This is a genomic window from Pedobacter ginsengiterrae (assembly GCF_039537385.1).
Classification (GTDB): Bacteria; Bacteroidota; Bacteroidia; order Sphingobacteriales; family Sphingobacteriaceae; genus Pedobacter; species Pedobacter ginsengiterrae.
On record NZ_BAABAK010000016.1, the window covers coordinates 138,402 to 152,190 of the forward strand.

Genomic DNA, 13,789 nt, shown 5'->3' on the forward strand with positions numbered 1-13,789 from the left:
CATTATTCTGTTTGGCAGCCTGTTAGTTTTCTAATCTGGTAAAAAAACCGCTCAATTAACCTTAAATCCTGCGTTACAATTTCGGCATTGCCTTTAAGTTCCTTATCAAAAGGTAACACTTTTTTATATGAAGTTTTTAACCCTTTTGGAAGCGTTACATCAACATAGTAGTTTCCCTTTTCATCGGGTGTAAAAGAAATATTCTGAACCCTACCTTCAACAACACCATATTCCTGAAATCGATAGTTATCTAACTTAATCAGGACCTTTTCTCCTTTGGCTATCTTTCCAGAATTAACCGACGGAACCAACATTTTTCCTATTAGTGCTTTTTTATCTAAAGGTAAAATGGAAAGTATTGGTTCTCCTCGTTTTACAAACTGATTTTCGCCCCAAAACTGCTGAAAACTGGCAATGCCATCAATTGAAGAAACAACCAGGTAATTTTGTTCCCAGGCTCTTAACGAGCGCCTCAGTTGCTCAAATAATTGCAGGGTTTGCGAAGCGAAATTGATTTTGTCTTTTTCTGCATTAATGGTCGTGCCGCTTTTTGTTTTGTCGAGGTTAGAAATAGCTTCTTTTGTTTGAGATAAAGAAATCTCTAGATCTTCCAAACTCTGCTGTGCCTGTAAAAATTTAATTTTTTCACTTTCGAATTCAAACGTCGAAATTACCTTTTGATTAAGCAGTTGTTGCGCACGCTGGTAATTTTTCTTTACAAGATCGTATTTTGCGAGTTCGAAGGTTTTTTGTCTTTTAAGCGTAATTATCCTGCTTTTGTTTGTTATTATATTTTGATCAGTTGCTAAATTTTCTGGCGCATAGGGTTTTAAACGAGTGAATAGTTTTTCGTCCTGAAATGCCTTGGCAAAATTATTATAATCGCTCTGCACTTCGCCTAGTTTAAAGCCTGAAATTTTACCCAGGGGAAAAGAAGCCAGCTGATTATTTGTGGCGGCATCTGTTATTTTCTTGAGCTGTAAAACATCGCTATAATTTGCGGTCGATTGCAAAACCATTAAAATTTCATCTTTTTTTACCTCTTGATTATCCCTTATAAATATCTTTTCAATTTTAGAATCGGTTCTAAATTGTAGTTTTTCGGGTGGATTTTGAGAAGTGACAACGATGGTTGCGGGCACAAATTCTGGGTATTTAATGAAATAACTCATCAGTAGAATCATTAAAATTATCCCCAATATCACTACATTACCCCAGCGAAACATCCAATGTGGCGGTTCTGCCAAAATATCCTGCACACCATCTGAGCGAAGTTCAACCTCATCCAATTTATCTCTTTTAGTTTCCAAGTTCGAGCTGGTTTTTTATCAATTTATAGTATTCTCCTTTTTTGGCTACCAATTCTGTATGGTTGCCTTCTTCAACAACAGTTCCTTTATCAAGTACAATAATTTTATCTGCATGCTTAACTGTTGATAATCTATGTGCAATAACTACTGCGGTTTTACCCTTAAAAAATTGTTCAAGATTCTCGATAATTACCTTTTCGTTGTTTGCATCTAAAGCACTGGTGGCTTCATCAAAAAAGATATATTCTGGTGATTTATAAACAGCTCTGGCAATAAATAATCTTTGCTTTTGTCCACCGCTAACGCCCACGCCTTCGTTGCCAATTTTGGTATTGTAATTTAACGGCAAGCTTTCGATAAACTCTTGAATATTAGCAATATCTATTGCTTTTCTTAGTTTTTGCTTATCAATTGTGTCTTCGCCAATGGCGATATTATTTGCTATCGTATCGTTAAATACATAACTTTCCTGCATCACCACACCGCAATGATTTCTCCAATACCTTGGCGAAATATTCTTCATATCCGTATTTCCAATTTTGATTTCGCCTGTATCTGGGTCGTAGAATTTTGTGAGTAGTTTAAGTAAAGTTGTTTTACCACTACCGCTTGCGCCAACTATTGCCGTAGTTTTTTGATAAGGGATAACGAGATTCAAATCCTGAAAAACAGATGAACTTGCGCCAGTATATCTGAAAGAAACATTATTTAGTTCTATATCTTTTTCTGCAATTTCTGTAGCATACTGTTTATCGTTGTTTTCTTCCTCTTCCTTATTATGGATTTCGCCTAATCGTTCGAGTGAAATTTTGGCATCTTGTGTTTGTTTAATAAAATCTATTAATTGGAGCAGCGGACTATTGAGCTGGCCAATGATATATTGTACAGAAAGCATCATGCCCAGCGTTAAGTTTCCGCTTAATACCAATTTTGCCGCCAGAAAACTTACTAAAATATCCTTTATCTGATTAATAAACCCTCCACCAACTGATTGCCATTGCTCTAAGGAAAGGGCTTTAATTTTAATTTTAAATAGCTTGACCTGTAAAAATTCCCAACCCCAACGTTTTTGTTTTTCGGCATTATGCATTTTAATTTCTTGCATGCCATTAATTAATTCGATTACGGTGCTTTGTTCCTGAGCTATCTGCGAAAACATTTTGTAGTCTAATTCTTTTCTTTTTTTCAGAAAAAAGCTAATCCAAGCCACATATAATATGGCACCTATTATATAAACGAAAAATAACCGATAATCGTAAACGAGTAGTACAACACTAAAAATTATCAGGTTCACCATCGAGAATAAGGTATTCAAAGAAGAATTGGTTAAGAGCTGCTCTATTCTATGATGATCGTTTATTCGCTGCATAATATCTCCAGTCATTCTGGTATCAAAGAAACTGATAGGAAGTTTCATTAACTTGATAAAAAAATCGGAGATTATGGAAATATTAATACGGGTAGAGAGATGTAATAAAATCCAGCTTCGTATTATTTCGATTCCCATTTTACCAATAAAAAGCATTACCTGAGCCAATAAAACAAGGTAGATAAAGTTAATATCCTGGTTTTGTATGCCAACATCAACAATGCTTTGGGTAAGAAAAGGGAAAATAAGTGATAGTAAACTCCCCGCTAAAAGGCCAATAGCCAGTTGGATCACAAGCGATTTGTACTTCAATAAATATCTGGAGAGGAAAGAGAAACTTGTTTTGCTTTCTTCTTCGTCAAAGTCGTTTTTGTAAAAAGACGGGCTAGTTTCTAAAATGAGTGCAATACCTTCTTCGGTATTGTCGTGTGCATTTTCACCAATCCAATGTTTAATAAAATCTTCCTTTGTGTAAGATATTAACCCATAACTCGGGTCGGAAATGTAAACATTATTGGCCTTATCAATTTTATAAACTACTACATAATGGTTTTTATTCCAGTGTGCAATGCAAGGCAATGGCGCATCAGCAACCAGCGTATTAAAGTCTATTTTAACCCCTAAAGTTCTAAAGCCTAAAGTTTCTGCAGCATTACTAAGTCCAAGCAAGCCGCTCCCTGCTCTGGTGGTTTCAGAAAGTGTTCTTAAGTGTTGTAACGGAATGCTTTTATTATAGTGTTTAGCTATAATGCGTAAGCAAGTAGGGCCACAATCTTTAGCATCTGGTTGTTTGTAAAAGGGGAATTTTTTCATACTAAGTATTCCAGATTTTATCAAAGTTTTCGGATAACTTTTCCTGATCTATGGTGCAACCTGATGCAGAAATATACACTCCAGATTCTTCCAGATTTAAGTAACCCTCTTCATTACTCCATTTTGATAAATATGGATTATAAACACACTCAAATTGATGAAACCAGTGCTTTTTACCCTTTGAAGGAACTCGGCTATCTACACACATGTACCTATATTCGCAATCACAGCACACAAGCGTTTCCTTTTTTTTAATGGTGCCTAATTCCTTGAAGTTTGATGAGGAAATTATTTCCTTAAATTGTGATGAGGTTAACGATTTTATACAACCAAAATTCTCCAAATTATTTAAACCATTTTTTATATTTCCATTTTCATCGATATAAACTTTAGCAAAGTAGTAAGAGTGAAAATTGTAGGCTTCTAAAAAATGTTCGGCATTAATAGCCAATTTATCGATACTGAGCGTTCTTTTATAGGTTGAAAATTCTTCTTCAAAAAAGTTGTAATATATGTTTTGAGATAGTTGCGTTTTATCTATAATTTTTTTCGAATTAAAGAAATTCACTGAAAAAATTAAACTGTAATTTGCAAATAGCTTTTTATATTCATCCAATTTTTCAATGTTAGAATTTTCGATATATAGATAGATACTATCTATTTCAAGCTCACTTACTTTTTGCAAAATCGCAAGTAAATTGTCGTCTATTTCTTGAGATATAATTGACAGATTTAAAAGGTATTGATCTTTAATTAAATCTAAGAAGCGAAAATCTATATTCGAATGAATAATAACATTAGTTAGTGGGTTAGGATTTTCAAAATTCCTATTTAAACTTTTGAAATGCTTTTTTTGTTCGCTAGTTGAAAGTTGAAATATGATTTCTTCATTAACCAAGAAATCGATAAGTTCTTCTCGCTCTTCAACATCTTCAATTTTATCAAATTGTATAAAATCATTTGTATCCAGAATAGCACAATGTTCTTTTGGAATAAGAAAATAATCTTTTCGAAGAATATCATAAATAATGGCTCGGTTGTATCCCTTTACGGGTACACATAATTGATTTCTTAAAAATAGATTGTTCATATTGGCGATTTATAAAGAAAGTCTAACTGCAAATTACTGGTTGTAAAAATTTTTGACTCCCTGGTTTTTACCAAATATTTAGGTCTGTCTTTTTTAATTAAAGATTTTAAATGAATAGGAGCATTCCCGCTAAGTATTTCGAGTTGGATGTTTTTCATATCATAGCGTTAAAGCGATTTCCTTTTCTAAATTGTAGTTGCATGGCGTAGAAACCATTCCGAATTGACCAATTGGATTTAGGTCTAAAAAATAATATTGCTGATCTTCTTTTGAATAAACAACATCGAACGAAGCGCAGTTTAATCCTATAGCATCAAGTAATTTTTTTATTTTTCGTTGGTAAGATTTTGGGAATTGATATGGTGTAATCCTATTGGGCTTTGAATTATCGTAATTTCTAAAATCTACTTTGGTTTTATTATTATTCTGTGAAAAAATAGCCATTGCATAAAAACTTCCATCTAAGTAGAAGCATCTTAATTCGTAAGCCTTAATAATATTTTTCTGAAAAAATGTAGGTACAAATTCATTTGGTAAACTGCGAATGTCTTCGAGTACAATTTCTGAGGTGTATGCCATATGAAGCGAACTATCCGAATCGTAAGTAGAAAACGGTGCATTCAAAGGTTTTGAGATGATGTTTTTTTCTCTGTTGTAAAAATCCATTAGTACATTTTTGCAACTTGTAACAATAAAATTTGGAGCAAGTACATTAAATCTTTTACATAAATCTAAAAGGTAGAGTTTATTAATGTCGCTGGTTTTAAAATTATTTAAGCAATTATTTTTATCAAAAGCATAATGCATATATTCCATTAAGCATGTATTTTCTGAAGATAAATAATTGTTAATATGCTCGCTTTTAAAATTATTCATCAAATATAAATCGCCTCTTCTGTACCATATTTTGGTTATCTCATTGCTTTTCAATGTTTTACCATCTATATTCAATATGAAATCATGTTCTGTAAGTGATATTAACTTTACATTGGTATTTTCGTTAATTCGAATAAATTCTTTTTTCAGATGTATTAGCCAATTAATAACTCGGCTTGTAGAATAATCATCATTAATGGAAAAAATTAAAATCATAAGCTTATAAATGCAACTTTTATTAAGAATTTTAAAACGGAGGGCAAGGCCTCCGCTTTTATGTAAATTATTTCTACCTAATTAGCAAGGGCTACAATCGTAAAAATCCATGTTTGATCCCGTCTGTTTACCACCATCATCGAAAGTTGTTGTGTACGTATCAGAGCAGTGAGGGCTTTTCGTTGCGCTTGAACATTCATGATAAGTTGTAGCTAGTCTTCCTCCGTTGATTTGGCAGCTTGATAAATCAATTCTTTTCTCGAATAAACTTTTGTTGTTTTTCATGTTTTTGTGTTTGAATTTTTAAAATCGGTTTATTAAATACTTTGTTAATTAGGACAGTCAAAGTCTGTGCAGGTTTTTATTGTACCACCTTTGTCTGATTTTGTTGTGTACTTAGTGTCTGTACAACCATTGGAATTTGTAGAAGTAGAACTTTCCTTTTGGGTAACTTCTTCAGCCAATCTCCCTCCATTAATTTGACAACTTTTTAAATCGATTCTTTTTTCAAACAAGCTTCTGTTTGTTTTCATAATACATAAAATTTTAATTGAGTTTTCGCCAACGTACCCTGGCGTTTAGGTTTTTTATTAACCTAAATCTCAATACAGCAAAATTGGATTGCAACATGTAGTTGATATACGACAGGGTTGAATAAATATTCGTTTATTATTAACTTCTATTCGTTTTAACCAACTATTTCTAGAATTATTAGGTTATCGACTGCGCTTTGCTGATTATTAACAATTGATGTGCTTTCAAATAATTATTTATCAGATACGAATATGGATTAAAGCGTAACGAATATTCGATAGCCTTACTAATTGAGATTTTCTGTATCTATATTTAGCCGATATTTAATCAAATTGATAATCTAAATTCATTAATGAGTAACAAGGAAATAAAAACAGCTATAACTTTTTACATTAGTTTATTTACATTATTGGTAATCTCTTGTAATCACGAAAAAAGTACTTCGAAAATAGAAAATGCTAAAGCGGTAGTTTCCACGCAGAAAGACTATTTGAACCTGATTATTTCGTTTGATACGCTTGCTTCAGCTACGGTAAAAAAAATGGTTTACGTAGAAGATAGCTTACTATACCAACAAGCTAACCGAGAAGAAAATCCTTTTTATCATTATTTTAAAGGAAGGAGATATAGCATTGAGAAAAAACGCGACAGTGCTCTAATTGAATTTAATAAAATGAAGGGTGAAAAAGTAGCTGATCCTATTGAGTTACTTAAGAAATATCATCAATTAGATTTAGCGCTTGGTAATGGTTCGATGGTAGAATCTGTTTTGGTAAAACGCATTTTCTCTTTAATTGAAAATGGCGAACGTGTGAAAAGTAAACTAACTTATCGTTTTTACGATTTACTGGCAAGGGCTTACTATCAAAACCATAATGAAGAAAAATCTTTATTGTACGCAGCCCTGTATTTCAAAAACCATCCATTTAATTCTCATGCAATTGTTAAACAAAGATATTTTGATATTTCTTTTCTTTTAGCATCTCGCTTAGGCGATTTTAAGAAAATGGCATATTATAATGCTCAGGCCCGCACTTTAGCTAAAAAATTAGGCGATAGTTTGGCAATTGCCCGTACGTATGATAATGAATCGCAAATTTACAGTGCGCAAATGCAATACAATAAGGCGCTGGCATCGAGCAGGATCTATTTTAACTATTTAAAGAAAACCAACGACTTAAACGATATAGCTTACAATAACCTGGCAACGTCTTTTATATTAAATAAGCAGGCAGATTCTGCTATTTTTTATTACAAAGCGGGTATGGCGTTGGAACACAAAGATTTATCTGGAAAGCAGAAAAAGATATATTATTTAGGTTTGGTAGAAGCTTATAAAATGAAAGGCGATTTTGCTAAAGCATTTGCAGCTTTAGATTCTGCTCATAGCATTGAATTACGCAATAATAAGGCCATTGAAACCGTAAAAGTTGCAGAAATGCATGAGAAATATGAAACAGAGAAGAAAGACCAAAACATACTCCAATTAAAAAGCAGAAACAAGCTTAACGAAACCATAATTAAACAGCAACGTTGGTCGATGTTTTTGATTGTAATTATTTTCATAGTAATGGTGGCTTTATTTTATATTGTTTACAGGCAACAGCGTTTACGAGAAAAAAATACCTTATTAAAGTCTGAAAACCAAAGATTAACTATGGAGCAGAAGTTGCTTCAGGTTCAGTTAAATCCACACTTTATTTTTAATGCCATTTCTAATCTGCAAGGTTTAGTCGCTACTGGCGATACAACTGAATCCGTTCGTTACCTGCAATCCTTCTCTGGTTTATTACGTGGTATTTTAGAGCAAAACCGAAAAGATTTTATAGAAATTAAAGAGGAAATTACTTCCTTAAATAACTACATACAACTGCAACAAATGCGCTATGCAGATGTTTTTAATTATGAAATTACTGTCGGAGATGATTTAGATCTTGACGAAATTCTTATTCCGCCGATGTTGATTCAACCTTTTGTTGAAAACACGATAGAACACGGTTTTAGAAACATTACATACAAAGGTTTATTAAAAATTTCTTTTAAGATTGATGGTGAATATTTGGTGATTACTATTGATGATAATGGTTGTGGTTTGACAAAAAAGGCCGATGATAAGCAGAAAAAACAATCGCTTGCTCAAATTATTTTAAAAGAACGCTTCGATTTATTATTTACCTCACGCAAGCAAAAAGCCCATTTTAAGGTTGCTGATAAAGTAGGAGCTGATGCAAAAGGCGTACTTGTTGAGATTATTATGCCTATAATAAACAACTAATATGAAAGCTATGAAACTGTATATTTTAGAAGATGAAATTCGAATTTTACAACACATTCTTCAGATTGTAAATCGAATTGATTACCTGGAAGTAATTGGCTCTTCTGCCGAAATTGCTGTTGCAGCTAAAGAAATACCAGCCTTGAAACCTGATATTATTTTAGCTGATATTCGGTTAAAGGATGGGGACAGTTTTCATCTCTTTCATGAAATCGGTATTAACGATTTTCAGGTGGTATTTTTAACAGCCTACGATCAATATGCAATACAGGCACTTAATTTAGGCGCATTTGGTTATTTATTAAAACCGATCGATGAAGTATCGCTTACCGCTTTATTACACAAATGTTTTCACCATCGTGAACACGAAAAATTTGAGCAACAGCAACTGGCTGTTTCCAGAGATTATTATCTGGCTCAAGGCTTAGGTGCAAGCAAACGCATCGCCTTAAAAAGTGTCGAGTTTATTGAAGTGGTATCCATAGAAGATATTATGTATTGCAAAAGTGATAAAGGATACACGACATTTTATTTAAATAATGGTCATGATATTTTGGTTTCGAAAGGATTAAAAGAATATGAAAGTTTGCTTACGCCTTTTGGTTTTCTAAGGTGTCATCAATCGTATTTGGTAAATTTTAAATACGTTAAAAAATACTATCGAGAAGGTTATTTACAAATGGAAAACAAGGAAAGTATTATTGTATCTAGCAGGAAAAAAGAAGAGGTACTTAGGTATTTGGAAAATATTGCCTAACCTGCATTTGAGCGTATAAAGTAGAGCATTTTTTAACTCAGCCAGTTTAAAAGCATTAAATTCTGAAATTAGAATTACCCATATCTGGTTATAGCTGTCAAGTTTTATTATAAGCAAGCTTCCTAAAAAGCTATTCAATTTTTGAAAAACCTCCAGTTTTTCCATCTTTTTTAATTTATAGTTATATGTTGTGCGATTAGATAAATACCTATTCCGCAATTGCTTAATTATTAGTTTTTAATTTTTAGGATTAAAACCTTTTATACTATTCCTTGTTTGAGTAGGGTGGAAGTTGCAATTTGTACTATTTTTAATAGCTTTAATAATTAAATTTTAATTAATGGCTAAATTGAACAAACAGCCCTCGCCTGTAGCGATCTCAAAAACACTTACTGGAATTGCTGGATTAGACGAAATTACACTTGGAGGCCTTCCTTCGGGTCGCCCTACCTTGATCTGCGGAGAGGCAGGTTCTGGAAAAACACTTTTTTCGATTGAATTTATTGTTAGAGGTGCCCTTGATTATGGTGAACCTGGCGTGTTCATGGCTTTTGAAGAAAAGGCAGATGAACTTAAAACGAACGTTGCTTCTTTAGGATTCGATCTTGAAAAGCTAGAGCATGAAAAAAAAATCCGTATAGATTATATCCATATTGATCGTGCCGAGATAGAAGAAACTGGCGAGTATGATCTTGAAGGCCTATTTATACGTTTGAATTATGCTATCGACAGTATAGGTGCCAAGCGTGTTGTGCTGGATACGATTGAAAATCTTTTCTCAGGACTTAAAAATGAAGGGATATTACGTGCTGAAATTCGCAGGTTATTTCAGTTTCTAAAATCAAAGGGCGTAACTGCGATTATTACTGGTGAGCGTGGAGAAAAAAGCCTAACTCGCCAAGGATTAGAAGAATATGTATCGGACTGCGTGATTCTTTTGGATCACCGAATTATTAATCAAATCTCTACCCGCAGACTTAGGATTGTGAAATACCGAGGTTCTGTTCATGGCACAAATGAGTATCCTTTTTTAATTGATGATGAGGGTATATCGGTACTGCCAATAACCTCGCTGGAACTAAATAAAGAGGTTTCATCTGAAAGCATTTCTTCGGGCGTTAAGGCACTCGATAAAATGTTGGGTAATGCAGGTTTCTATAGAGGGAGCAGTATCTTAGCATCTGGCACCGCTGGTACAGGGAAAACCAGTATCGCAGCCAGTTTCGCCAATGCAACATGTCTAAGAAAAGAGAAATGTTTATTCTTTGCTTTTGAGGAATCTCCGAAACAAATTATCCGTAATATGAGATCGATTGGTATGGATCTGCAAAAACATGTTGATGATAAGTATCTTCAGTTTTATGCATCCCGACCTACACTGTTTGGGCTCGAGATGCATTTAGTAGCCATACATAAAGCCATCCATAAATTTAAACCTGATGCAGTTATTCTCGATCCAATTACGAATCTGATAACTATTGGCTCGGTTAGTGAAGTGAAAACAATGCTGGTACGCCTGATCGATTTTCTGCAGATTCAGCAGATAACGGTTATGTTTACTGCATTAACCCTAAATAATGTGGTTAACGAACAAACCGATGAGGGGGTTTCTTCTTTAGTTGATGCCTGGTTGCAAATCCGAGATATCGAAAATAATGGAGAGCGGAACCGTGGATTGTATATCATGAAATCACGAGGTATGAAACATTCTAATCAAATCAGAGAATTTGTGATTACCGATAAAGGTTTGGATTTGGTTGATGTATTCTTGACGGAAGATGGCGTGCTCACAGGTTCGGCCAGAGAAGCAAGATTATTACTGCAGCAGACAGGAGAAATTATTCATGAACAGGCAGTAAGCAGAAAAGACCGAGAGCTTATTCGTAAGCGAAAAGTGCTCGAATCTAAAATTGACAGTCTAAGATCTGAATACGAATCGGCAGAAGAAGAATTAAATAAAGTATATGTAGAGGAAGCGCTGAAAAAGCAAATTATGGGCGATACAATATCAAAAATAACTGATCTTCGTCGAGCTGATATTTCGACGCCTGTTAAATCCAAAACAAAAAAAACGAATAAATAGTGGCTAAATTATATGAGTTGAGGCTGTATGTTGCCGGTAAAACATCAAAATCGGTTGTGGCTTTAGAAAACCTTAAGAAAATTTGCGAGGAACATTTGAAGGGTCAGTATAGCATTGAGGTAATCGATTTGCTTGAAAGACCCCAGCTTGCCGAAGGTGATCAAATACTTGCTATTCCGACCTTAGTTAAAAAAGTACCAGAACCAGTACGTAAAATTATTGGAGATTTATCCAACGTTGAAAAAGTATTAGTTGGGCTAGATATTCGTCCAAGAACAACCAGTTAATGATAGAAGAAAGCGATCATTTGAATCCCAGAGAAGATATAGTTGAGCATTATATTTTACGGCTTTTTATTGCCGGTTCCTCACCAATATCTGCAAGGGCTATTACGAATCTTCGCCACATCTGTGAAGAATTTCTTAAAGACAAATACATACTCGAAATTATTGATGCCCACCAGCAACCAGAACTGGTAAAGGAAGAGAATGTTACGGCTTTACCTATGCTAATTAAAAAAAATCCAGGTCCTAAAAAGCGTTTGATTGGCGATTTTTCTGATCGTGAAAAAGTTTTACTTGGATTGGGAATTAGGAGTTAGTTTATGGAGAAATCTATCGAACATATTAAACTTGAGGAGGCTTACCGTGAACTTCAGATTCAATTGGAGGAGGCAAATGATATTGTAGATGCCATCCGAACTGGAGAAGTTGACGCCTTGGTTGTTAACGGAAAAGATGGACACCAACTGTTTACCTTGAAAAGTGCCGATCATTCTTATCGGATATTTATTGAGCAGATGATCGAAAGTGCAATTACACTAGATCAAACAGGACTAATTTTATACAGTAACTCACAATTTGCAGCACTTTGCCAAGCTCCACTGGAAAGTGTAATTGGAAAAGATTTCCTAATTTTTGTTGATGACGATTATAAAGTTTTCGCTAAGGAAATAATTGATAGCGCCTGGGAAGTTGATACTAAAGCTGAACTCTTTTTAAGAAACGCAAATGGCGATAAAATTGCCGTTCAGCTTTCAATTAAGCAGTTGAGACTTGATGAAGGGGTTTCACTGAGTGTAATTATAACGGATCTTACAGACCTTAAGAAATCTCAGTTTCTTTTACAAACAAAAAACGAAGAGCTCGAGAAAGCGAGAAAAATCGCTGAAGAGCTTAATGAAAACCTGGAATTTCTTGTTCAGAATAGAACCCTAGAACTAGAAGCAAAAAATAATGAACTGATTACTGCGCTTAATGATTTAAAAGAGAGTGAAGATAATCTGCATTCTGCCTTTAATGCTGGTGAACTGGGAAGTTGCAGTTTGGATTTAAAAACAGGTAGAGCTGAAATGTCTGAAAAATTCCGTGAACTTTATGGACTTCCTATAGCTGGAGAGATTAACTGGGAAATGGTTCTTTCAGCGGTTGATCCAGGCTATATTAATGAGCTTAATGAAGTGCTACAAAAATGCATAAAAAGTGGTACTCCTGTTGATAGCACCTATCCAATAAAACACATTCTAACTGGTGAAAGAAGATGGATGAGGGTAGTTGGTAAATGTAAAAAAGATCATTCGGGAAACTTTGTAGGCGTTTATGCTGTGCTTATGGATGTAACCGACCAAAAGCAAGATGAGCAGCGGAAAAATGATTTCATTGCAATGGTGAGCCATGAGTTAAAAACACCGTTAACTTCGATGAAGGGTTATATTCAGGTATTGCAAATGAAGGCTAAAAAAGATAACCTTGATTTTGCAAACAAGGCTCTAGAGGGTGCAGACAGACAAATTGGCAAGATGACGAAGATGATTAATGGCTTCCTGAATGTTGCCAGACTTGAATCTGGAAAAATCGGGATGGATTTTGCAAAAGTTGAACTGACAAAATTAGTAAGTGAAGTTGTTGATGAATACGCAACAACGGCTAACAGTCATCACCTTGTTCAAAATTACTGTAATGAATTATTCATTATGGCAGACAGGGATAAACTGGGTCAGGTTGTTAACAATCTGATTAGTAATGCAGTGAAGTATTCTCCAATTAATACTGAAATATTTATCGATTGTTTTATCGATGAGCAAAGTGCAGTATTTAAAATTACAGATCAGGGAATGGGCATCAGTCAAAGTGATCTTCCGAGGTTATTCGATAGATTTTATAGAGTCGAAAACCTGAAAACAGCCACTGTAGCAGGCTTTGGAATCGGTTTGTATCTTTCTGCAGAAATTATCGAAAGACATAATGGCAAGATATGGGCAGAAAGTGAGATCGGCAATGGAGCTAGTTTCTATTTTTCAATTCCTTTGATAACTTTATAAAGCCTGGATTTGCTGATACTATTGATCATTAAACGCTAAGTCGAACTATTACGGTAATACAACGACTCCTTTTGCCCATTTACCGAAAGCTATATCCATAAAGATGTTTTATTTATAATCTTTAATCAGAAAAAGAGCAATAATGC

The 13,789-nt window shown here is 34.2% G+C and carries 11 protein-coding genes; 6 read left to right on the plus strand and 5 right to left on the minus strand.

Features of this window, described 5'->3' with window-relative positions:
• Positions 1-2: 2 nt before the first annotated feature.
• From ABD692_RS16410 to ABD692_RS16430, 5 genes are all read right to left on the minus strand, one after another.
• Positions 3-1,310 carry an HlyD family secretion protein gene (locus ABD692_RS16410; protein WP_344768691.1) on the minus strand — a complete coding sequence of 436 codons (1,308 nt, stop codon included), beginning with the start codon at positions 1,308-1,310 and terminating at the stop codon, positions 3-5.
• Positions 1,300-3,492, minus strand: a complete 2,193-nt coding sequence (locus ABD692_RS16415; RefSeq protein WP_344768692.1) for a peptidase domain-containing ABC transporter — start codon at positions 3,490-3,492, stop codon at positions 1,300-1,302. The genes ABD692_RS16410 and ABD692_RS16415 overlap by 11 nt, the downstream gene beginning before the upstream one ends.
• A 1-nt stretch (position 3,493) precedes the next feature.
• Complete coding sequence (locus ABD692_RS16420; RefSeq protein ID WP_344768694.1) at positions 3,494-4,582, minus strand: hypothetical protein; 1,089 nt, start codon at positions 4,580-4,582, stop codon at positions 3,494-3,496.
• A 159-nt stretch (positions 4,583-4,741) separates the two neighbouring features.
• Positions 4,742-5,674, minus strand: a complete 933-nt coding sequence (gene gwsG / locus ABD692_RS16425; protein ID WP_344768696.1) for a grasp-with-spasm system ATP-grasp peptide maturase — start codon at positions 5,672-5,674, stop codon at positions 4,742-4,744.
• Positions 5,675-6,003: 329 nt separating this feature from the next.
• Entirely contained in the window at positions 6,004-6,207 is a 204-nt protein-coding gene (locus tag ABD692_RS16430; RefSeq protein ID WP_316757845.1) for a hypothetical protein, read from the minus strand.
• 353 nt (positions 6,208-6,560) lie between these two features.
• Here ABD692_RS16430 and ABD692_RS16435 point away from each other — a divergent pair, with 353 nt between their 5' ends.
• From ABD692_RS16435 to ABD692_RS16460, 6 genes are all read left to right on the plus strand, one after another.
• On the plus strand, positions 6,561-8,483 hold the full coding sequence (locus ABD692_RS16435; protein WP_344768698.1) for a histidine kinase: 1,923 nt from the start codon (positions 6,561-6,563) through the stop codon (positions 8,481-8,483).
• Between the two features lie 10 nt (positions 8,484-8,493).
• Positions 8,494-9,240 (plus strand): LytR/AlgR family response regulator transcription factor, encoded by a 747-nt coding sequence (locus ABD692_RS16440; protein WP_344768700.1) that lies wholly within the window; start codon positions 8,494-8,496, stop codon positions 9,238-9,240.
• Positions 9,241-9,580: 340 nt separating this feature from the next.
• Positions 9,581-11,323: a circadian clock protein KaiC gene (kaiC, locus tag ABD692_RS16445; protein ID WP_344768702.1), complete on the plus strand. Its 1,743-nt coding sequence runs from the start codon at positions 9,581-9,583 to the stop codon at positions 11,321-11,323.
• On the plus strand, positions 11,323-11,610 hold the full coding sequence (gene kaiB, locus ABD692_RS16450) for a circadian clock protein KaiB (RefSeq protein ID WP_344768704.1): 288 nt from the start codon (positions 11,323-11,325) through the stop codon (positions 11,608-11,610). The genes kaiC and kaiB overlap by 1 nt, the downstream gene beginning before the upstream one ends.
• Positions 11,610-11,924, plus strand: coding sequence for a circadian clock KaiB family protein (locus ABD692_RS16455; RefSeq protein WP_316757856.1), 315 nt, complete (start codon positions 11,610-11,612; stop codon positions 11,922-11,924). The genes kaiB and ABD692_RS16455 overlap by 1 nt, the downstream gene beginning before the upstream one ends.
• A gap of 3 nt (positions 11,925-11,927) precedes the next feature.
• The gene (locus tag ABD692_RS16460) at positions 11,928-13,643 is read left to right on the plus strand and encodes an ATP-binding protein (protein WP_344768707.1); all 1,716 of its coding nucleotides are present in this window, start codon (positions 11,928-11,930) and stop codon (positions 13,641-13,643) included.
• The last annotated feature ends 146 nt before the right edge of the window (positions 13,644-13,789 follow it).